At 67.7% G+C, this 21,339-nt stretch carries 22 protein-coding genes; 12 read left to right on the forward strand and 10 right to left on the reverse strand.

The features are described from left to right. The first annotated feature begins 69 nt into the window (after positions 1–69). A complete protein-coding gene (locus ACLJRM_RS31280) occupies positions 70–471 on the forward strand; it encodes a winged helix-turn-helix transcriptional regulator (protein ID WP_101607124.1) in 402 nt (133 codons plus the stop codon). Positions 472–493: 22 nt separating this feature from the next. Here the strand turns inward: ACLJRM_RS31280 and ACLJRM_RS31285 are convergent, their stop codons facing one another. The 9 genes from ACLJRM_RS31285 to ACLJRM_RS31325 form a co-directional block, all read right to left on the reverse strand. Then, positions 494–760 (reverse strand): hypothetical protein, encoded by a 267-nt coding sequence (locus tag ACLJRM_RS31285; protein WP_101607123.1) that lies wholly within the window; start codon positions 758–760, stop codon positions 494–496. Beyond that, on the reverse strand, positions 760–1,401 hold the full coding sequence (locus ACLJRM_RS31290; protein ID WP_410665098.1) for a LysE family translocator: 642 nt from the start codon (positions 1,399–1,401) through the stop codon (positions 760–762). Before ACLJRM_RS31290 ends, ACLJRM_RS31285 begins: the two co-directional genes overlap by 1 nt. Before the next feature lie 13 nt (positions 1,402–1,414). After that, complete coding sequence (locus ACLJRM_RS31295; RefSeq protein WP_101607121.1) at positions 1,415–2,335, reverse strand: ornithine carbamoyltransferase; 921 nt, start codon at positions 2,333–2,335, stop codon at positions 1,415–1,417. Between the two features lie 14 nt (positions 2,336–2,349). Further along, positions 2,350–3,360 carry a pyridoxal-phosphate dependent enzyme gene (locus ACLJRM_RS31300; protein ID WP_369862465.1) on the reverse strand — a complete coding sequence of 337 codons (1,011 nt, stop codon included), beginning with the start codon at positions 3,358–3,360 and terminating at the stop codon, positions 2,350–2,352. 142 nt (positions 3,361–3,502) lie between these two features. Next, positions 3,503–3,769, reverse strand: a complete 267-nt coding sequence (locus ACLJRM_RS31305) for a CDGSH iron-sulfur domain-containing protein (RefSeq protein WP_410598273.1) — start codon at positions 3,767–3,769, stop codon at positions 3,503–3,505. Continuing rightward, a complete protein-coding gene (locus ACLJRM_RS31310; protein ID WP_410665099.1) occupies positions 3,769–4,755 on the reverse strand; it encodes an iron-containing redox enzyme family protein in 987 nt (328 codons plus the stop codon). The genes ACLJRM_RS31305 and ACLJRM_RS31310 overlap by 1 nt, the downstream gene beginning before the upstream one ends. Before the next feature lie 96 nt (positions 4,756–4,851). Next, positions 4,852–5,919 carry an ornithine cyclodeaminase gene (locus ACLJRM_RS31315; RefSeq protein ID WP_233224180.1) on the reverse strand — a complete coding sequence of 356 codons (1,068 nt, stop codon included), beginning with the start codon at positions 5,917–5,919 and terminating at the stop codon, positions 4,852–4,854. A 43-nt stretch (positions 5,920–5,962) separates the two neighbouring features. Next, the gene (gene asnB, locus ACLJRM_RS31320; RefSeq protein WP_101607117.1) at positions 5,963–7,792 is read right to left on the reverse strand and encodes an asparagine synthase (glutamine-hydrolyzing); all 1,830 of its coding nucleotides are present in this window, start codon (positions 7,790–7,792) and stop codon (positions 5,963–5,965) included. 380 nt (positions 7,793–8,172) lie between these two features. Then, positions 8,173–8,388 carry a hypothetical protein gene (locus ACLJRM_RS31325; RefSeq protein WP_233224181.1) on the reverse strand — a complete coding sequence of 72 codons (216 nt, stop codon included), beginning with the start codon at positions 8,386–8,388 and terminating at the stop codon, positions 8,173–8,175. Positions 8,389–8,598: 210 nt separating this feature from the next. Between ACLJRM_RS31325 and ACLJRM_RS31330 the strand changes: the two genes are divergently transcribed. From ACLJRM_RS31330 to ACLJRM_RS31360, 7 genes are read left to right on the forward strand one after another with little or no spacing between them, the layout of a single operon-like run. Beyond that, a complete protein-coding gene (locus tag ACLJRM_RS31330) occupies positions 8,599–9,495 on the forward strand; it encodes a hypothetical protein (protein WP_233224182.1) in 897 nt (298 codons plus the stop codon). After that, a complete protein-coding gene (locus ACLJRM_RS31335) occupies positions 9,492–11,228 on the forward strand; it encodes a prenyltransferase/squalene oxidase repeat-containing protein (protein WP_410665100.1) in 1,737 nt (578 codons plus the stop codon). The genes ACLJRM_RS31330 and ACLJRM_RS31335 overlap by 4 nt, the downstream gene beginning before the upstream one ends. A 26-nt stretch (positions 11,229–11,254) precedes the next feature. Then, complete coding sequence (locus ACLJRM_RS31340) at positions 11,255–11,647, forward strand: hypothetical protein (RefSeq protein ID WP_101607114.1); 393 nt, start codon at positions 11,255–11,257, stop codon at positions 11,645–11,647. An 11-nt stretch (positions 11,648–11,658) separates the two neighbouring features. Then, on the forward strand, positions 11,659–11,961 hold the full coding sequence (locus tag ACLJRM_RS31345; RefSeq protein ID WP_101607113.1) for an acyl carrier protein: 303 nt from the start codon (positions 11,659–11,661) through the stop codon (positions 11,959–11,961). Continuing rightward, entirely contained in the window at positions 11,958–12,971 is a 1,014-nt protein-coding gene (locus ACLJRM_RS31350; protein ID WP_410665101.1) for a hypothetical protein, read from the forward strand. Before ACLJRM_RS31345 ends, ACLJRM_RS31350 begins: the two co-directional genes overlap by 4 nt. After that, positions 12,971–14,374 carry an amidase family protein gene (locus ACLJRM_RS31355; RefSeq protein WP_410665102.1) on the forward strand — a complete coding sequence of 468 codons (1,404 nt, stop codon included), beginning with the start codon at positions 12,971–12,973 and terminating at the stop codon, positions 14,372–14,374. The genes ACLJRM_RS31350 and ACLJRM_RS31355 overlap by 1 nt, the downstream gene beginning before the upstream one ends. Positions 14,375–14,402: 28 nt before the next feature. Next, positions 14,403–15,602 carry a 3-deoxy-7-phosphoheptulonate synthase gene (locus ACLJRM_RS31360; protein ID WP_410665103.1) on the forward strand — a complete coding sequence of 400 codons (1,200 nt, stop codon included), beginning with the start codon at positions 14,403–14,405 and terminating at the stop codon, positions 15,600–15,602. An 18-nt stretch (positions 15,603–15,620) separates the two neighbouring features. On the opposite strand, the gene ACLJRM_RS31365 is transcribed toward ACLJRM_RS31360, so the two are convergent. Then, complete coding sequence (locus ACLJRM_RS31365; protein ID WP_101607109.1) at positions 15,621–16,184, reverse strand: MarR family winged helix-turn-helix transcriptional regulator; 564 nt, start codon at positions 16,182–16,184, stop codon at positions 15,621–15,623. Positions 16,185–16,279: 95 nt separating this feature from the next. On the opposite strand from ACLJRM_RS31365, the gene ACLJRM_RS31370 reads away from it, so the two are divergent. The 4 genes from ACLJRM_RS31370 (at position 16,280) to ACLJRM_RS31385 (ending at position 21,174) form a co-directional block, all read left to right on the forward strand. Then, complete coding sequence (locus tag ACLJRM_RS31370; protein ID WP_101607108.1) at positions 16,280–17,005, forward strand: SDR family NAD(P)-dependent oxidoreductase; 726 nt, start codon at positions 16,280–16,282, stop codon at positions 17,003–17,005. Between the two features lie 10 nt (positions 17,006–17,015). Next, complete coding sequence (locus ACLJRM_RS31375) at positions 17,016–18,488, forward strand: MFS transporter (RefSeq protein WP_233224183.1); 1,473 nt, start codon at positions 17,016–17,018, stop codon at positions 18,486–18,488. Next, on the forward strand, positions 18,485–20,074 hold the full coding sequence (cmdF, locus tag ACLJRM_RS31380) for a tyrosine 2,3-aminomutase (protein ID WP_410665104.1): 1,590 nt from the start codon (positions 18,485–18,487) through the stop codon (positions 20,072–20,074). The genes ACLJRM_RS31375 and cmdF overlap by 4 nt, the downstream gene beginning before the upstream one ends. Before the next feature lie 95 nt (positions 20,075–20,169). Further along, positions 20,170–21,174 carry an aldo/keto reductase gene (locus tag ACLJRM_RS31385; RefSeq protein WP_410665105.1) on the forward strand — a complete coding sequence of 335 codons (1,005 nt, stop codon included), beginning with the start codon at positions 20,170–20,172 and terminating at the stop codon, positions 21,172–21,174. Positions 21,175–21,339 lie beyond the last annotated feature (165 nt).

Consider the following 21,339-nt stretch of genomic DNA (forward strand, 5'->3'; position numbering starts at 1 on the left):
GTCGGTTCACCCAACCTTGACCCGCACACTCTCCTTTGGGAAGTACCCACCTTGAAGTAAGGTACTGGCATGGACGTAAGTGAGATGTCGCTCGTGGACCGCGTCCGGCTCGCCGGCGGCGACACGATGTGCCCCCAGCGTCTGGTGCTGGAACACGTCACCAGCCGGTGGGGCACGCTCGTCCTCATCGCGCTCCTGGACCGTCCCTACCGCTTCAACGAGCTGCGCCGTCAGATCGGCAAGGTCAGCGAGAAGATGCTCGCCCAGACACTCCAAACTCTGGAACGCGACGGCCTGGTCCACCGGGACGCCAAACCCGTGATCCCGCCCCGGGTCGACTACTCCCTCACCGACATCGGCAAAGAGGCCGCGGACCAGGTCTGCGGCCTCGCCCGGTGGACCGACCGGCGTTTGAGTGCCGTCCAGAAGGCACGCGAGGACTACGACACCGCGAAAGCGAACATCCACTGAGGACAGTGTCCTCAGTGGATGCTCACGGATAGCTGTCGCGAACGGCGAAGGTGACTTCGCCGACCAAGGCCCGCGCCGCGGCCAGAGCCTTGTGCAAGGTGTCGATGTCGCAGTCCGTTCCCCGCTCACGGAGCTCGATCAGGGAAACCGCGCAGGTGAGCGCGCTGTCCACCGCGGCCATCAAGGGGTCACCGGATGTTCGCAGCTCGCCCCGGGCCTGCTCGACGGCGTCGACAGCCCGCCCTACCGCGCAGCCCGTTTCGACGAGTGTGTCCACTTGGCCGTTCATCACACCCCCACCAGAGCCATGACGCCTAGTCCCACCAAAATCACTCCTACCACCGAGTCCAACGATCTTTTGACGCGCGGCCGGTTCAGGATCGGATGGAGACTTCCGGCCGCGAACGCGAATCCGAACAACCACAGGGCGCTCACCGTGACGTAGATGGCGAAGAGCACGAGCTCGTCGCTCACGGCGGGCGTCGCCGAGCTCGGCAGGAACTGCGGAAGAATCGACAGGTAGAACAGGCCGATCTTCGGATTCAGGCAATTCATGAGCAGTCCGCGCATGAAGAACCCCGTCCTCCCGCGAGCGTCGCGTATCGGAGCGGCGCCCGCCGCGGCCGACATCGCGGAACGCAAGGCGTTGATCCCGAGCCAGATCAGATAAGCCGCGCCGATCACGGAGACGACCAGAAAGGCGACGCTGCCGTTGGCCAGCAGCGCGGACAACCCCACCACCGAGGCGATACCCCACAGGACGATGCCGAGCAGCACTCCTCCTGCGGCGCGCACCGCCGCCGGGCGTCCGGACGCGGCGCTCGTCTGGAGCAGCAACGCCTGGTCCGGCCCCGGCACGATGACGACGACCGCCGCCGCGGCTGTGAAAGAAAGAAGTGTAAGTATCGTCAAAACTCCCCCGTTGTTCACTTGCAAGCTGCTTTTAGAAATCGCGGTAGACCCATTCCAGAATGGCGACCGCACTGCCGTACTTCATCCGCGCCTGTTCCCAGGCGATCGACCGGTCTCCATCGAGCACCGAACCCTTGACCTCGTCGCCGCGGTGCGCCGGCAGGTCGTGCATGAAGACCGCGTCCGGCCAGCGGGACATCACCGCGTCGTCCACATAGAACGGCCGGAAGTCCTCCCGCCAATCCGCACTCGGTTTCGCCGTACCAGTGGTCTGCCAGCGAGTCGTGTAAACGACGTCGACCGTTACGTCGACCGCATCCAGGTCGTGGGTCTCGACGATCCGGGAGCCCGAAGCCGCCGCCTTTTCCTGCAGCGAGCCGAGCAGCGTGGCATCGAGCCCGTATCCCTTCGGGGTGGCGAAAACCACCGTGACACCACGATAAGTGCTCAGGATCTTTCCGAGCGCCACTGCCGTGTTGTTGCCTTCACCGACGTACAGCACGGACAAACCGTCCACACCGCCGAAGTGCCGGAGCATCGACGCCGCGTCGCAAACGCCCTGGGTCGGATGCTCTTGCGCGGCCATCGCGTTGACGACGGGCAGGTCTCCGCTGCGAGCCACGAGCCGCATGTCTTCGAGCGGGCCCGCGGTGCGCATGACCAGGCCGTCGAGCATCACGCCGAACATCCGGCCGGTGTCGTGCAGGGACTCCCCGGTGTTGAGCTGAAGATCGGCGGGGCCGTACGGGACGACCGAAGCCCCGAGCCGCAACGCCGCCGTCGTGAACGCGGTCCGCGTGCGAGTTGAAGTCTTGGCGAAGTAGGTTCCGATCACCTTGCCGGAAAGCCGTTGTTCCCACCGCTCCGGCCGGGCGAGCACGTCGACCGACCTGCCGACGATCTCGTGCAGCTCGCCGGGGTCGACATCGTCGAGAGAGAGAAAGCCAACCATGCGTTCCTCCGTCGTCAGGTCAAAATCAGCGAATTGTCCACGACACTCGTCGAGCGCACTTCCGGAAATTCCAGGTCCGCTCTCGCGGTCAGGTCCTTCGCTCGACGCCAGTTCTGTGAATAGATCGTGTCCTCGTACCGTTCGCCGCCGTCAGGGCAGACGACGACCATGTGCTCGGCACCGAAACCCTCGCGCATCCATCTCAGCGCCCCTGCCACGGTGGCCCCCGAGCTGCCTCCGACACGGACGCCCAGCTCACTCGCGACCCAGTCGCACGCGGCCACCGCCTCGCGCGCGGTCACCCGCACGTTCGGGCAGTCACGCCCGGAGACGAAGGACGAGCTCCGGCTCGCGCCGATTCCGTTCAGGCTGCGGGTCGCCGGCGGGCCGCCGAGCGCGATCGATCCCACTTCGTCCACCGCGATACAACGCCACGGCAGCCTGTTGCGCGTGACGTAGTCCGTGAACCCGCGCATGGTCCCGCCCGTCGACACGCCCAGGAAGACGTCGAGATCGTCGGAGGGAATGGCGGAGTGGATCTCCGGTGCCGTCCCTTCGGTGTGCGCACGAGGGTTGGCCGGGTTCTCGTACTGGTTCGGCCACACGAGCGTGTCCTCGACCGCCATCCGATCCCGGATGTAGGCCAGCCGGGACAGCAGGAATCCGCCTGTCTCGTCGGGATTCGTCACTTCCACGATCTTCGCGTCCGCGCTCCGCATCTGCCGTACGAGCATGCGCGACGTCCGCGGGTCGACGACGGCCGTGAACTCCACGCCGCAGATCTGGGAGTACCTGGCCAACGCGATCCCGAGATTTCCGGACGTCGACTCGATGATCCCACCGCAGAGCAGTCCCGTCTCGAAGATCGTGCCGAGCAAGGAGTACGCCACTCTGTCCTTGATGGACCCGAACGGGTTCTCCTGCTCCAGTTTCAACCAGAGATTCGTCGTTCTGCCGTGATAGCCCACCACCGCCTTCACCATCGGTGTTCTACCCGGCACAGGGCCGTGCAGTTCAACCAGCACCGTCTTTTTCCTCCCCTAGGGCGTGTTTCCCAAGTCTGTTCGATGGGCTTCGTGATCCAGGTGGTTCGTGCCGTCGGGGGACGACTGGGCGCGAAGACCGCGAACAGGGCTTGTGAAACACGCCCTGGCGCAGGCACCGTCACTACGTCCGGTCCGACCGGTCTCCATGGCCACCGTTCCTCGCCCAGATATGGCTGCCATCGCAGAACGGCTTCATCAAGGAGCGTCCGCAACGGCAGATGGCGATGGTCTTGCGCTGTGGATCTATCGGCTCATCGGTTTGGCTGCGCAGGTCGTAGTCGCCACGGATGATGATCGGCCCGTCCTGGCACACCACGACCGTGGCCGGAGCGTGCTTCTGCACCACCGGCCCGGCGCCGGTGTCCCCTGCCGGTTCCCGGCCGTCCATCAGCTCGCCGCCACGGACGTCTTGCCGCGGAGGGAGGATTCGCCACGTTCCCAAGCCGACAGCATGCTCTCGTTCGCCCGTGCTCCCAGTTCGGCCGTCACGACGGCGCCGAAGACCAGATCGGACAACTCCCGCGGATTCTCCCGTACGAATTTGCCGCACATGTCATAGGCGGCGAGCTGTTCGTGGACGGCGTCGGCCACGATGTGCTCTTGGAAGAAGATCCACGAATCGTCGGACCCGTTCAACCGCTGCAGGCCGTTCCGGAAATTCCGGTTCACATAGTGCGAGCCGATTTCCGTGAGCGCCAGATTTCCGAGCAACGCACCCCGGTGACGCCCGTACGTTCCGAAATAGGATATCACGTTCACCGTCTCCAGCGAACAAGCCGGGACATCCTCGAAATACGAGCCGAATTCGGTGAGCATGCCGAGCTCGGCCAGGGTCAATTCGAACAACTGGGAGTGCAGACGGCCCGGGATCCCGCCGCCGTACTCGTCGGCCTGGATCTCCACCAAGGCCGGTTTCCCGCCGCCGCGCACCCGCGGGATGACGAGGCTGTGGTGGTCCGCTTCCATGAGACTGTAGACGGACCGGTGCATGAGGAACTCCTGGAACTGCGCCATGGAGGCCTCTTGCTTGATGTAGCGCGAGAGAGACCGTCCCGGGCTCGGTTTCCCGAGTTCCATCAAGAACTCGGGAAGCTTCTCCACGTCCACCTCCGGGAGCGGGCCGGCGATTTCGCCGAGCTCGCGAGCGAAGCGGGTTTCGAGCCGCTTGCGCAACTCCACCAGAGAGGCGTCCCACTCCCAATTTTGCGCCGTCTCTCCGAAGAGGCAGTACTGGGGTCCGTAGCACAAGAACAAACTCAGCTGCAGGTCCTCGTCGGAGATGGCCTCCACCTCGGTCGCCGAAATGGCCTCCAAGACGGACTTGTCGTCACTCTCCGGCGGGCGCCGGAAGATATTCACTAGGATCTCGCTCACCGGACCGCGATGGTTGGGCAACCGCACCTGAACTCCCTGAATCAAAGACGGTGAATGGTCAACAGTGAAACTTTCGCCGGACGACGACCGCCCGGCTCAATTGAGCTCCAGAATCTTCCCGACGCCCGCACCGCTCGCCTGGCGCAGCACCGAGCCGAACAGTGCCACGTCGAGAATGCCGAGTCCGAAGGGATTCACGACGACGTAACCGGCGTCGGATCTCTGGACGGTCGTGTCGCCGACGAGCAGTTCACCGATCGTCGCGGTGACCGAGGGCAGGCCCTCATCGGCCTTCGCCGCGATTCGCCCGTCGTTGATCAGACGGCCCAACGGCCGCCGGGGATTCTCGATGATCAGCTGAAGGTCGTCGACGACGAGGGCGGAGGCGCCGACCAGGACCTCGTCGGTGAGGTCGCCGAGCGAGACGTTGACCAGGAGCGATCCGGGTCGCACCCACTCCGGCTGGACGTACCCTTCGGCCACGGTGGTCAAGAACAGCGCCACCTCGGCGTCTGCCATCGCTTCGGCCGGCGTGGAAGCGACGGAGAACGAGACCTCCGGGTGCCGCAGGGCGAGCTCAGCGGCAAGACTCTCGGCCACCGGCTGTCGCACGTCGTACAGCGTGATCCGGCTGAGCTCCGGGCATCGCGCGAGGAGCAGCGCGAGGTGCACACGTGCCTGGGTTCCACATCCGACGGCGGCCAGCGAGCGAGCCGCCCCGTATCCGACCGCCTCGACGGCGATCGCGGTCACGGCGGCCGTCCGCACGGCGCTGAGCACGCCGACCTCCATCACCGCGGTCACCCTGGCGGTCTGCGCGTCGAAGCAGAGACCCAGGCCACCGGCCCGTTCCAGGCCGAACTCCGGGTTCGACACACTGGCATTGATGATTTTCATGCCGTAGGCGCCCTCGGATCCCTGCTCCAGCACGGCACCCGGCATGCCGATCGACCGGCTGTAGGCGCCGAGCCGATTGGTCCAGGACAGATAGGCCTCACCGGGCAGGATCGTCCGGCCGTGGTGATGGCTCAGCAGCGCGCCCTTGACCGCGCCCACGACGTCGACCGTCGCCAGGCACTCCACGACGTCGGCGCGGCTGAGGAACCGCACCGACTCCGGCACCGGCTTCGCGAGCACGTCGGCGAGCCACAGGTTCTCCATCATTCCTCCGGTTCGTTCGGGAGACCCGGGTCGCCGGACGCGGCGATCACGAGTTCCATTGACCCTGGTACCACTGCGCGAGACTCAAGACGGTTTCCAGCGGGTTGCGCCGGAGCTGGGTGTCGAAGTAGCCGTCGGGCCTGCTCAGCAACTCGCGGAGGGCGCCCGGGTCGACGATCTCCAGTGCCGGCGAGCGGTTCTCCGCCAGGAGGGTGCCGACCCGGCGGCGCAGATCCTGTTCGTACCGGGTGTTGCCGGTGGTGGGATACGGACTCTTCTTCCGGCTCAGCACCGAATCGGGCAGCAGACCGGCCGCCGCGCCACGGAGAACGCTCTTTTCCCGGCCGTCGTAGGTTTTGATCTTCCACGGGATGTTGTGCACGTACTCGACCAGCCGGTGATCGCAGAACGGCACCCGCACCTCGAGACCGGCGGCCATGCTGAGCCGGTCCTTGCGATCCAGCAGGACTTGCAGCCAGCGCGTGAGATGCAGGTGGCTGAACTCGCGCATCCGCCGGTCCTGCGCGTCTTCTCCCGGCAGGTACTCGACTTCGCCGATCGCCTGCTGGTAGCTGTCGGCGCGGTACTCCCCGAATCGGGTGTGCTCACGGAACTCGGCGGTCAGCATCCCCTCGGGGACGAACTGCATGGTGCTGAGCCAGGGAAAGTCCGCGGTGCCCACGACCTTCGGATCGTGGAACCAGTTGTACCCGCCGAAGACCTCGTCCGCGGACTCACCGGACAGCGCGACGGTCGATTTGTCGCGAATGGCCGAGAAGAGAAGGTACAGCGAGGTGTCGACGTCGCCGAAGGTGAGCGGGAGATCGTGCGCGCCGAGGACGACGTCCCGGTTGCCGTCCTCGATGAGGGCGTCTTCCGGCAGTTCGATGGTCCGGTGTGCCGTGCCGAGGTGTTCGGCGACCAGGAGGGCGTACGGATTGTCCCGTTCGGGCCGGAAGTCGCTGGCGCGGAAGTGGTCCGCGCTGCCGACGAAGTCGACGGAGAACGAGCGGACAGGGCCTTCTCCCGTGCTGTCGAGGATTTCCGTGGCCATCGCGGTCAGCGCACTCGAGTCCAGACCGCCGGAAAGCAGGGTGCACAACGGAACGTCGGTGATCAGCTGCCGTCGCACGGTGTCGAAGAGCAGCTCGCGGACGTGGCTCACCGTCTCCGCGATGTCGTCCTCGTGCGGAACGGTCGGCAAACTCCAGTACCGGGTCAGGTGGCTGCCGTTGTCGTCGATGGTGAGGACGTGCCCGGGCGGCACCTCGAACAGGTCGTGGAACGGGGTCACGCCGGGGGTCTTGATGAGCCCCAGCAGATCGGCGAGCCCCTGGTGATCCAGCCGGGCGGTGAACTCCGGGTGGGCCAGCACCGCCTTCGGCTCGGAAGCGAACAGAACCGCTTCACCGAGCCGGGCGTAGTAAAGAGGTTTGATGCCCAGCCGGTCGCGGACCAGGATCAGTTTCCGTTCACGCGGATCCCACAACGCGAAGGCGAACATCCCGCTCAGCCGCTCGACGAAGCTCTCGCCCCACTCCAGGTAGGCGTTGAGCACCACTTCGGTGTCGCCGTGGGTCCGGAAGACGTGCCCGCGCCCGGCCAGTTCCGCCCTCAACTCGCGGAAGTTGTACACCTCGCCGCTGTAGCAGAGGACGGCGTGCGGCCGGTCGAGCGGACCCGCGACCATCGGCTGCACACCCCGCTGCACGTCGAGGATGGCGAGCCGGCGGTGGCCGAGTCCCACGTGCCGGTCAGTCCACAGCCCTTCGTCGTCCGGGCCGCGGCGGGCGAGCGTCCGGGTCATGCGTTCGAGGTCCGCTTCCTTCCACCCGACGGGATGCTCGAGATTGATCCAGCCTGCGATTCCGCACATGACGCTCCCTGTCTTAGAGGCATGCTGGGTCTGCTTGATGGGCTCTTACGCTGCACCGACGAGCCGTACACCCTCACGACACGTGCTATTGACTCGCGACCAGGCGCACGGAAGGGGGTGTTTCACCGACCATGGCGGCGATATAGTGCAGACGAACGCACGCCAACGACTGCCGGTAATTCATCTGGTCGAGGACTGTACGTCAGCGCCCGACAGGGCCCGTACCGCCACCAGAGTGACGTCAGTCGCGAATGATACGAACGTCGTTGTCTCGTCGGACAACTTGCGACGTATCGAGGTTTAGTGCTAAACTTGCTCCGATTGAATAGCCGGGGGCCTCAAGAAGATCATAGACCTTAGTCTATTTCCTGGGGAGGGAATTATCCTTGATCATCAATAGCAGCGATCGCTTGCGCCTGCTGAACCAGGCAGGCGACGAGATCTGCGACCAGCAGCGAAAGATGCCCAGTCAGGGCTTCTACCTGCGGAAACTCGCCGAAACATGGCAACGAGCCGGCCGCACCGAAGCCTACGCCAACCTTCCAGAGTACTCCTTCGCCAAATTCGAAGCACTCGGCACCACCAGCAAGCAGCACCTCAAGAAAAAACCTTCTGAATTCCTGGCTTCCCCAGTTGACGCGGCGTCGAAATATTATGAAACAACCGGTACCACCGGGCTGCCGACGCCGACTCCGCGACTGGCGGAGGACATAATCTGGAACACCGTTTCGGTGGCAGAAGCCTGGCGCGATCTGTTGCCGGAAAATGAACGCGTATTGATTATGCTGCCCTCGGACATCGTTCCGGTGGCCGACCTTATCGTCGGTGTCTGCGAGTACCTCGGGCGGCCGCATGCCAGGGCCTATCCGTTCGCCACCGGGATCTCCGACTGGGACCGGCTGATAGGACTGTGCCAGACCTTCCGGCCGACCGTCGTTTTCGCCGCTCCCGGGGTGGCGCTGCAGTTCAGCAGGCTGATCAAACAACGCGGGCTTCTGGCGGAACTGAGTGCCGGCGTGAACCGGCTGATGCTGCTCGGCGAGGTCAGCACCGCTCCGTTCCGGACCCGCCTCGGCCGATGGTGGGGTGCCTCCGCGCTGGACGCGAGTTACGGGAGCACGGAGACCGGCACCCTGGCCGCCGGCTGCGCCAGGGACCGGTTGCACCTGCTGACCGCGACCAACTACTTCGAGCTCGCCGATGACGACGGAACCGTCCGTCCACTGCCGGAATCCGGCGCCGGACGACTCGTGGTCACCCCGCTCAACCTGCACGCCCGGTGCGTGCTGCGGCTGGACACGGGGGACGACGTGCGGTTGGGCGCCCGCTGCGACTGCGGCGACCGCGCCCCGGTGATCGAGGTCGTCGGGCGCAGTTCCGACGCCGTGGCCGTCCGCGGCGCGAAACTCACCGTGCGAGCGGTCGAAGAAGTGGTCTACGGCGAGACCGAGGCGACCGGCTACCTGATGGAGACCGACGCGCCGGGCGCGTTCGCCCGGTTGATCCTGGAACGGGACGTGCACTGGGACCGGACCGGCGAGGCCACGATGGCCGACCGGCTCCAGCATTCCTCCCGCGAAGTGCTCGGCCTGGAATGGGACGAGGTGCTCTTCGTCAACCAGCTGCCCGCGAGCACCAAGAGCGGCGCTTCGCAGAAGAGCTGGAAGCGATCCAACTTCCGGGTCGTGGGAGCGGGCGGATGATCGCGCACCTGGCGCCCCACGCACCGGTCGGGACAGCCGTCACCACCGGTGAAGCCGACCTGTGGTGCACCTACGCCGCGGTCCGCACCGCCGCGTGGCTGGGCCGGGCCGGCGAACTGCCCGGTAGCGCGGCCACCGTCGATTACCTGCGCAGCCGCCGCAACAGCGATGGCGGCTACGCCTGGAGCAAGGGAATGGCGTCCGACGCGTGGGCGACGTTCTACTGCACCCAGGCGATGGCCGAACTCGGCGCCGAGATCCCCAAGCTCGGCTCGACGCGGGACTGGCTGCACCGCACCTGGTCCGGCGACGCGTACGCGATGCTGCCCGGCCAAGCCCCCGATGTGTGGGCCACGCACTTTTCGGTGCGCACCATGGTCGAGCTGTGTCACGACGACCCGCCGGACCGGGGTCGCCTGCTGACCTGGCTGCGCGCGCTGCAGGCGCCGGACGGCGGCCTCGGCTGGTCGCCGGAGCACGCCGCGACCACGGCTTCCGACGTCCGGGCCTGCTTCTACGGAGTGATGTCCTGGCGGGCGCTGCGAGCCACTGATCCGGATCTGGCGCTTCCGTGGGACGGTCCCGCGCTGGTCCGCTGGCTGCGGGACCAGCAGCAGGCCGAAGGCGGTTTCCTGTTCGGTCCGTCGGCCGATACGTCATGCATGTGGGCCACCTATCGGGCGACAGCCGCTCTCGAAACGCTGGGCTCGGGCCCGGCGGAGAAGCAGCGCTGCGTCGATTGGGTCCTGGACCGCCGGTTGGCCGACGGCTCGTTCGTCCGATGGGCCGGTTACGACGTCGCCGACGTCTGGGCCTCGTTCTGCGCGATCGGTTCGTTGCGGGCCATGGGCGCGGACACCGAGAGGCACGCCGGTCCGGTGCTGCGCAGGCTGCACGCGATGTCCTGTGACGGTGGTGGCTTCACCTATCGCGAACCCGATCGAGCCGGAGACGCGCTGAGCACCGCGGCGACCGCGATGATGTCAGCGCCCGAAGACCCGCGACAAAGCCAGTGGCGTACCTGGCTGGCCGGGTGCCGGCTGCCGAACGAGGGCGGGATCATGTACATGCCCGCCCGGGGCAGCGAAGTGCGGTGCACACTGTGGGCCGTCGCCGCGGGCGCGGCGGGCGCCGATCCCACCGCGCCTCGCGAGATCGCGAACTGGCTGGGCGAACTGCAGAATCCCGACGGTGGTTTCGGCTACTGGGAAGGCCGTGGATCGGATCTGGTCTCCACCGCGGCGGCGGTGGAGACCTTGCGGCTACTCGGGATTCCGCTTTCCGAGGCGCTGGATCCCGCACGGCTGGCGGAATTCGTCCTGGGGTGCCGTGACGTGCTGGGTTACCGGCACGTGCCGGAGGCACCTCCCACGCTCCGTGCCGGGCTGCAGGCGTTGCGGATCCGGGACGAACTGGGCCAGACCACGCCCGGCGAACTCGCGATCCTGCTCGACCAGCACCGGGTGACCGGTGGCGGCTTCGCCAACGAAGGTTCGCGCATGCCGGATCTGCTGAGCACCTACGAAGCGGTGGTGACCGCGGACCGTCAGCGGATTCCCGTCGACTTCTCCCGGCTGGCCGTCTTCCTCGACCGGATCGGGCGTCCGGACGGCACCGCGTGGACACCGCTCACCCCGACCGGCGGCGGAGCGCTGGCCGACTGCCTCGGCGTACTGCTCCGCGACCGCATCGCGGGGCACCGGGCGGAACTGCCCGCACTCACCCTGTCCTGAGTGAAACCGTCGATTCTGGGGAAACCATGCCCACCATCACCATTCGCACCATGGCGCTGTCCACCACCGAACGCCGGGCCATCGCCGTCCGGCTGACCCGCTGGTTCGCCGACCACGACAGCGACCGCAGGCATGTGGTCGTGCGGTTCGAGCGGACCGAGGAGGGCACGGTGTTCGTCGGCGGCCTGCCGATCGAAGCCCTTCCACAAGAGGACGAAGGACTGCACCACGCCAGTGTCGTCTGCTGCGTGTCCGTCGGGCGGGACGAGGCCTTCTACGAAGAACTGGCCGCCGTCCTCGCCGACGCGCTCGGAATGACCGCCGGGACTCCCTTCCTCTACCTGGAGTTCCGGCCCACGCCCAAGGAATCCGTGTACTTCGGCGTTCAGGGACGACTTCGTCGCGCGGACGCCACCTAAAGGGGAAACCGATGACCGTATCTTCCGTGCCCACCCTCGACTCCCTCCGGACCCGGACCCGGGCTGTGCTGGCCGGTCTGTTCGGTCCGGAGATCGACGACCTGCCCGCCGACGCGCCGCTCCCGGAAACGCTCGGCGACCGCTACGACAGCCTCGGCGCGATGGAATGCGTCACCGCGATGGAAAAGGAGTTCGGCATCGAGGTCGACTTCGTCGAGCACGACGTCCGCTACACCTTCGCGCAGATGGATCGCATCGCCGAGTTCGTGCACGCCCAACTGGAAGACCAGGCCGCGTTCGGAGGGCCCCGGTGACGGCCCGGGAAGTCGAATTCCGCACGTCCGGGCATACGGGTTCGCCCACCGTGTGGCTTCGTACCCGGGAACAACTCCGCGCCGAAGCCGAGCTGATCGCGAACGAGCTCGTCGGCGAGGTCGAGCAGATCGTCAGCTTCGCTCCCGTGGAGCACCTGTTCGGCAAGCTGTTCGCGCAGATCCTGCCGGAGCTGCGCGGCGTTCCCGTGCACCATCTCACCCACGCGCCCGCCGGATTGCCGCCCGAGGTGGAGAAGAAGCGGACGCTGTTCGTCTGCCTGCCGTCCAGCTGGCTGCTGCTGCGTCATCTGCTCGGCCAGCTCAAGGCGCTGCCCTCGGCGGTCGCGCTGCACGGGACCGGGCCGACGGTGCAGGCCACCGGTGAGGTACTGGAAGCCTTGTCCGGCAACGGTTTCCGTGCCTTCGAGTTGTTCGGGTCCACCGAAACCGGCGGGATCGCGCACCGGGAGATCACGCCGCCTGGCGTCGACGCGGGACGCTGGCAACTCCTGCCCGACGTCGAGTTCGCCGATCCCGGCGAAAGTCCGGGACAGTGGCTGCACATCCGGAGCCCGCGGCTGGCCCGCCGCGGCGACATGGCGTTCAAACCGGAATCGTGGCGGCTGCCCGACGTGATCCACCGCGACGGCCGGTCCTTCGAGTTCAAGGGGCGGGCCTCGGCCCTGATCAAGGTGAACGGGGCGCGGGTGAACCTGGAAGAACTCGCGACCGCGCTGCGGAATTCGGTCGACGGTTTGGACGTGGCCTGCCTGCCCGTGCACGATCCCGTCCGTGCCGAGCACTACGAACTGTTCTACAGCCTCGACCGGGACCTCTCCCGCCAGCAGATCTTCGCCCGGCTGCGGTCGGTCATGCACGACTTCACCCCACCGCGGGCGATGCACCAGGTCCGGCGCATCCCGCGGACCGCGACCGGGAAGATCGCCGTCACCGCCCTGTACGCCCTCACGCAACAGAAACCCCGCGTGGCGCTGGAAGGGGCGAGCTGATGACGGTCCGCCCGCTCCACTCCGATCCCGCCACGTCGATGACCGGCTACATCGAGAACGCGGGAATCACCTATCCCGATGATCGCCCGGTCCGGCCCGATCTGCTCGAACTGCCACTCGCCGAACGGTGCGACCTGCACGATCGGGGCGAGTGGGACGACCGGAAATGGGCCGAGCAGAACGAAACCTGGTACTCCGTGGCCGATGCCCGCTACCGGGCGGTCACCACGCGGCGGAAGCCGGAATCGGGTACGCCGCTGATCCGGGTCGGCGTCAAGGACACCATCGACGTCGCCGGCCTGCCCACTTCCTTGGGCCTGCGCCATTACCGGCATCACCCGGCGGCGTCGGCGACGGCGCTCTCCCGGCTCGACGGTGTCGAAGACCTGGTGATCGGCAAGGTCGTGAGCACCGAGCTGAACATCGGTGTCGGCTCCGGCTGCGTGAATCCCTACTTCCCGCACATCGACCCCGCGGGGTCGAGTACCGGCGCGGGGGTCGCCGTCGCGGCCGATCTCTGTGATCTCGCGATGGGCACGGACGTCCTCGGTTCGGTGCGGTGGCCCGCCGGGCACTGCGGCACCGTCGGGCTGCGGATGACGCACGATCCCGGGCTGCTGCGCGGCATCTTCCCTTTGTCACCACCGATGGACGCGGTCGGCTGGGTGGCACGCACGGCCGAAGACCTCGCGTTCCTGTGGCAGCGCTTGGGTTTGCGCACCCTGATCGGCGACACCGGACAGCCGTTGCCCGCCCGCTATCGCATCGGTGTGCCCACCAACGTCCGGGAAGGTTCGTGCGGTCCCGAGATGCTGGAAACGCTGGATCTGGTCAGCGCCGCGCTGGCCGAGGACGGCCACGAGGTGAACGACCGGAGGGTGTCGGACGACCTCTGGCAACGCCGTGGCGACGCCTGGCAGCTCTGCGCCCGGCAGGCGTGGGACGGCTACCGGCTCTGGCGGCACTGGATCACCGTGCCGTTGCACGCGAGCACCGAGCAGGCGCTGGAAGTCGGCGCACGGGTGAGCGACGGCCACTACGCGGAGATCCTCGACGCGATGTTCTCCTGCCGTCAGGAGAACGCCGCCCGTTTCGACGACCGTACGCACGTCTGGTTGCTGCCGCTGGATCCCTCTCCCCCACCGGATCTGCGGACCAGCCGCCCGGTCGCCACCACCATTCCCGCCCCCGGCGAAGCCGACTACGACCGGCGGATCGGCTACACCCCGATCGCCAGTTTCGCCGGACTGCCCGCCATCGCCGTGCCGGCCAGGCTCAGCACGGTGAACCGCGCGCCGCTCGGCGTGCAGATCGTCGGACCGCCCGGCAGCGAAGAACGGCTGATCGACCTGGCCCGGCGGGTGCAGCTCCGGCTGGGAACACCCGCCCTTCGCCCCGCGTGACGCCCCACCACCCCACCAGGAGACCGCGATGATCCCCCACGCACTACTGGAAATCGCCGCCGCCCACCAGCCCGAATGGTCCACCCCCGGCGAACTGGCCGCGGTCCGGAACGAACTGCTCGGCAGGCCACCGCTCGTCGACGCGCACTCCTGTCACGCGCTGGCAGGCGAACTCGAGTTCGTCGCCCGCGGTGAGGCCGTGGTGATCCAGGCGGGCGACTGTGCCGAACTGTTCTCCGACTCGGAGCGGCACCGGGTCCAGGCCAAGGCCTCCCAGTTGCAACATCTCTGCGACACCGCCGAATTCGCCGGGATACCGGCCGTCCGGATCGGCCGCTTCGCCGGGCAGTTCGCCAAACCTCGTTCCTGCGCCACGGAAACCCTGCCGGACGGCACGGAGATCCCGGTCTACCGCGGTGACGCGGTGAACGGCCTGAATCCCACCGCCACGGCCAGGCGGGCCGATCCGGCGCGCATGCTGACCGCCTACGACCTCGCGGCGAGCGGCCTGGACGCGCTGTTCATGCGGCAGCTGCTCCTTTCGGAAGGCGACAGCGGGATCAGTTCGATGCTGGCGCCGACCTACATCAGTCACGAAGCCCTGCTGCTGGACTTCGAGCGAGCGCTGCTCCGGCCGGACCCGGCCCGCGGCGGCACCTACGCCTCCTCGGCCCACATGGTGTGGATCGGTGAGCGCACCCGGCAGCTCGATCACGCGCATCTCGCGCTCGCCGAGCAGATCAACAACCCCGTCGGAGTGAAGATCGGCCCGACCGCGACGCCGGAAGAGCTGATCGCCATCGTCGACCGCCTGGCCACCGGGCACCGCCGGGGCAGGCTGACCCTCATCATCCGCATGGGCGCGGAAAAGATCGCGGACCGGCTCCCCGCGCTGGTGGCCGCACTGGGCACGCGGGCGGGCGAGGTGGCCTGGCTCAGCGACCCCATGCACGGCAACACCAAGAAGACCGTGACCGGGCAGAAGACCCGGGTCGTGACGGAGATCCAGGACGAGATCGGGCACTTCTGCCGGATCCTGCGCGAGCAGCGGGTCCACCCGGGCGGCCTCCACCTCGAGGTGAGCCCCGACCCGGTGACCGAATGCGTGGACACGACGGCCGACCTGACCGGCTCGCTCGACTTCGACCGGTACGAGTCCGCCTGCGACCCCCGGCTGAACCCGATTCAGGCGCAGCAGGTCGTCCGGCATTTCACCCGGTTGCTGTGAGCCCGCCCCGTAGCGGGCTCACAACGCCGAACCGACATCGCCGACGTGCGAAACGCCGTGATCGTTGCATCGCGTCTGGACCTCACCGAGGAGCACCCGCAGCAGCGAAGCGAGCTCGCTTCGCTGCTCGGTGCTCAGCCCTGAGATCAGTTCGAGTTCCCTCGCGAGCACCCGGTCGACGGTTTCCTCCACCAGAGCGTGCCCGGCCGGGGTCAGCGTCACGTACACGCTGCGGCCCGGCGGCTCGGTGTGCCGCTCGACCAGCCCTTCGCGTTCCGCGCGAGCCACCCGCTGCGAGATCGCTCCCGCGGTGACCAGGGTCAGCCTGGCCAGCTCCCTGGTCGTCAGCGAGTACGGCGGGGAGCTGCGCCGGAGCATGCTGAGCAGGTCCAAGGTGGCCGAATCGACATCGGAGTCGAGCAGCACCCGGCGGCGGTCCTCACCGAACAGTTTCGCCAGCTGCCACACGCGAGTCACGATGCCGATGGACTCGGTCGACGTGCCAGGACGCTCGCGTTTCCAAGCCGCCTCGATGTCGTCCGCGGCGTCCAGCGTGGGGTCTTGCCCGGACGCTGCAGTCATCCCAGACCTCCACCTCGGTTGTCGGCTGTACGGCACACAGCCTATCATTTAGGCCTAAACGTGAGTCTAAACCGGCTGACACGAAGGAAGGCTAGATGATTCGGACAATTTTGGTCACCGGCGGGGGCACTGGCATCGGCAGGTCCGTCGCGGCGAGGTTCGCGGCGTCGGACGCGGTCGTGTACATCACCGGGCGACGGAAGGAAGTGCTGGTCGCGACCGCGGCCGAGCTGGGTTCGTCGGTCCGGCCACTCGTCTGCGACTGCACCGATCCCGATCAGGTCACCGCCGCACTGGTCGGGCTGGACGGACCGATCGACGTGCTGGTCAACAACGCGGGCGGCAACACCGACTTCGATCTCCCCGAGCAGGACGGGCTCGCCGGGGTCCTCGCGCACTGGCGGGCCAACCTGGACGCGAACCTGATCAGCGCGGTGCTGACCACCACCGCGGCCGAGGGCAAACTGGCCGAAGGCGGCTCGGTGATCCACATCGGGTCCATCGCCGCCGACCAGGGCGCGGGTTCCTACGGCGCGGCCAAGGCCGGGCTCTCGTCGTGGAACGTCGACCTGGCCAAGCAGCTCGGCGCCCGCAAGATCACCTCGAACGTGGTTTCGCCCGGCTACATCCGCGAAACCGAGTTCTTCCGGGACAAGCTCCCCACGGAGCGGGCCGAGCAGCTGGTCGAGGCGACCAGCACCGGCCGTGCCGGGATCCCCGCCGACATCGCCGAAACGGTGTACTTCCTCGCTTCCGCCGGCGCCCGCCACATCACCGGCCAGACCCTCGGGGTCAACGGCGGCGCTCACCCGACCAGGTAAAGAGGCGAGAATGGTTGCCGTTGCGGACACAACACCCTCGACCAGGCCGAGCCCTCGTGACTGGGCCGGGATAGGGGTAGTCCTGCTGGCCACGTTCATGGGCCAGATCGACATGTTCATCGTGAACGTGGCCAGCCCGTCGATCCAAGTGGATCTGGGCGCCAGTTTCGGCCAGATCCAGTTCGTCATCGACGGCTACGTGATCGCCTACGCGGCGGGCATGGTGACCGGCGGCAAGCTCGGCGACCGGTTCGGCCGCAAGAAGGTGTTCCAGTACGGCGTCGCGGCCTTCACCGTCGCCTCGCTGCTGTGCGCGTTGTGCCCCACGGCGAATCTCCTGATCGTGGCGCGGGTCGTGCAGGGCGCCGCGGCGGCCGTCCTGATGCCGCAGGTGCTGTCGATCATCCAGGGCACGTTCGGCCAGCTGCGGGACCGGCAGCGCGCGATCGGTGCCTACGGGTCGGTGATCGGGCTCGGGGTCGTCGCCGGGCTGATCGGCGGCGGGCTGCTCCTCGAAGTGGATGTCGCCGGTCTCGAGTGGCGGACGATCTTCCTGATCAACGTGCCGATCGGGCTGCTCATCCTGCTGGCCGCGCCGCCGACGGTCCGGGAGAGCCGGAGCGAGGTCACCGCCCCACTGGACATGGTGGGGACGGTCCTCACCGCGGCCGTGCTGCCCGCTCTGCTGATCCCGCTGTCGCTCGGCCCGGAACACGGCTGGCCACTGTGGATCTGGTTCAGCTTCGCCGCCACCGCGCTGCTCGTGGCCGGCCTGTTCCGGTACGAGAACAGACTGGCCGCGCGCGGTGGTGATCCGCTGCTGCCCGCCCGCGTCCTGCGGGGACGCGGCTTCCCGACCAGCATGGCCACGGTGACGGTGTTCTTCGCCGGCAACGCGGGCTACTTCCTGGTGCTGACCTACTACCTCCAGTCCGCGCTGCACCTGGACCCGCTGGGCACCGGTGTGGTGTTCGTGCCGCTGGGCGTCGGGTTCGCGGTGGCCTCGTCCGCCGGGCGACGGCTGACCGAGCGCTACGGCACCCGCGTACTGATCACCGGCGCGCTGCTGATGACCGTGAGCTTCCTGCCGATGCCGTTCATCGTGCAGGCGGGCGCCGACACCCAGGCGGTCCTGCTCGCGGCCACCATCGGGCTGTCCGGGATCGGGCAGGGGCTGGTGGTCTCGCCGTTGATCGGCATCGCCATGGCCCAGGTGCCCGCCGACCTGACCGGGTCGGGTTCGGGCGTGCTGAACACCGTCACGCAGGCCGCGATGGCGCTCGGGATCGCCGGTATCGGCACGGTCTACCGCGTCGCGCTGGGGCACAGTCCGCAGGACACGGCGTCGATTCCCGCCGACGGTTTCGGCGACGCGTTCGTCGTCACCTGCGGGGTGCTCGCGCTGCTCGCCGTGGCGACCGCGGTGCTGAGCTGGCTGCTCGGCCGTTCCGGGACACCGATCGAGGCGGGAGTACAGGCGTGACGGCGAAGAGACACCAGCCCGTCGAACTCGACGGCGGCGCCCTGGACCTCGCCGCCGTCCGCCGGATCGCCGAGGACAAGGTGCCGTGCGTGGTGGCCCCGGCCGCGCTGGCGGCCGTCGAGGAGAACCGGAAGTCGTTCGAACGACTGGTGAGCCGGGGCGTTCCGGTCTACGGCGTCACCACCGGATACGGCGAACTGGTGCATCACCCGGTCGGGGCGGGCGACGAGGTGGCCCTGCAGACGAACCTCGTCCGCAGCCACAGCGCCGGTGTCGGCCCGCTGTTCGCCGTGGACGAGGTCCGGGCGATGATCACGGCCAGGATCAACGCGCTCGCCAAGGGCTATTCGGCCGTGCGCCCGGTCGTCCTGGAGCGGCTGGCGTCGTACCTGAACCTGGACATCGTCCCGGCCGTACCGGAGATCGGGTCGCTCGGAGCCAGCGGGGACCTGGCACCGCTCTCGCATATCGCCGGCACCCTGATCGGCGAGGGGTACGTCCTCGAAGGCGGTGAGCGGACACCGACCGGCCCGGTGCTCGAACGGCATGGGATCGAGCCGCTCGAATTGCGGGCCAAAGAAGGCCTCGCGCTGATCAACGGCACGTCGGCGATGACGGGGCTCGGCGCGCTGGTGGTCGGCCGCGCGCTGGACCAGGTGCGGCAGGCCGAGATCATCTCCGCGCTGGTCGTGGAGGTGCTGCGTGGCTCGACGAGCCCGTTCGTCGCCGGTGGGCACGAGCGGGCCCGTCCCCACCGGGGTCAAATCGACACCGCGGCGAACCTGCGCTTGCTGTTGAACGGCACCGGACTCGCCGTCGAGCACTCCGAACTCTCACGACAGGCCAAGAACGGCGACGGCGAGGTCTACCTGCAGAAGGCGTACACCCTGCGCGCGGTACCGCAGGTGCTCGGCGCCGTCCGCGACACCCTGCGGCAGGCCGAGGCCACCCTGGAGATCGAACTCAATTCCGCCAACGACAATCCCCTCTTCTTCGGCGGGGACGGCGAAGAAGACATCTTCCACGGCGCGAATTTCCACGGTCAGCCGATCGCCTTCGCGATGGACTACTGCACCATCGCGCTCACCCAGCTCGGCGTGTTCTCCGAGCGCCGGACGCATCGGCTGTTGAACCGGCATCTCAACGACGGGCTGCCCGAGTTCCTCATCGCCGGCAGTCCCGGCCTGCACAGCGGGCTGGCCGGGGCGCAGTACCCGGCGAGCGCGCTGGTCGCCGAGAACCGGACGATCGGCCCCGCCAGCATCCAGAGCGTGCCCGCCAACGCCGACAACCAGGACGTGGTCAGCATGGGACTGATCGGGGCGAGAAACGCCCGCCGGGTACTGGCGAACAACAACTGGATCCTGGCGGTGGAACTGCTCGCCGCGGCACAGGCCGTCGACGTGTCGGGCCGGTACGAACGCCTCGGCCCGCTCGGCCGGGTCACCCACGACCAGGTCCGGGCGACGGTCCCGACCCTGGACCGGGACCGGTATCTGAGCGATGACATCGGGGCGCTGGCCGTCGCGCTCTCCCGTGGCGACTTCCTCGACGCGGTCGTCCGCAACGGGGCCAAGCTTCGGTGACGGCTCACCGGAAAGAACCGGATTTCCTTCCGCAAGCGCACGACGAATCCCGGACCCCGACCTTCGGCCGTGCTCCGGCTCAGAAAGGGGCCCCGTTGCCGTACAACGATGTCTTGCCCACCCGGATCCTGGGGATCGACGGTCCCGTCGTGTCCGCGCTCGGGCTCGGGTGCTTCGGGATGAGCCAGGCCTACGGTGCCGCGGACGACGCCGAATCGATCGCCACCGTCCACCGGGCACTCGACCTCGGCTGTACCTTCTTCGACACCGCGGAGGTCTACGGGCCGTTCGTCAACGAAGAACTGCTCGGCGCCGCATTGCGCGGCCGCCGTGGCGAGGCCTTCGTCTGCACGAAGTTCGGCTGGGTGTACGCGCCGGACGGTACCCGCGGCGAGTTGAACAGCAGGCCTGATCACATCTGTCGTACCGTCGACGCGATGCTCACGCGGCTGCGCACCGACCACATCGATCTGCTGTCACAGCACCGGGTCGATCCGAAGGTTCCGATCGAGGACGTCGCGGGCGCCGCGAACGAACTGATGGCCGCGGGCAAGATCCGGTACTTCGGCCTTTCCGAAGCCGGGACGGCCACGATCCGCCGCGCGCACGCGGTCACCCCCGTGACCGCTCTGCAGACCGAGTATGCCTTGTGGGAGCGGCACATCGAGGCCGAGATACTGCCCGTCCTGCGCGAACTGGGCATCGGCCTGGTCGCTTATTCCCCGCTGGGCCGCAGTTTCCTGACCGGAACCGCCAAACCCGCCGAGGAGTACGCCGAGGACGACTATCGCAGGAGAGACCCTCGCTTCCAGCGCGAGAACTTCTCCGCGAACAAGGCCGCCGTCGACGTGGTCGGGGTCGTCGCCGCCCGGGTCGACGCGACCCCGGCGCAGGTATGCCTGGCGTGGCTGCTGGCCAAAGGTGGCGATGTCGTGCCGATACCAGGCACCAAACGCCGGTGCGCGCTGGAGGAAAATCTCCGGGCGGCCGCGCTGCGGCTCAGCCCCGAGGACATGGCGCTGCTCGACGCGGCGGTCCCGGCCGGCATCACGAAGGGCAAGCGGTACCCCGAAAACGCGATGTACATGAACGGCCTCTGACCCTGGGCGTCCTTCACCGCGTCCGATGCCGAGCGGCCGTGTCGCGAAAGCCACTTTCGGGACGTCTGATGTCCCGAAAGTGGCTTTCGCGACGTGATCCGTCTCTGAGCACGTATGATCGCCGCCCGAACACACCGGGCGCCAGTCCGTTCACTGTGGACGTAC

This window comes from Amycolatopsis sp. lyj-84 (assembly GCF_046549075.1).
Lineage (GTDB): Bacteria > Actinomycetota > Actinomycetes > Mycobacteriales > Pseudonocardiaceae > Amycolatopsis.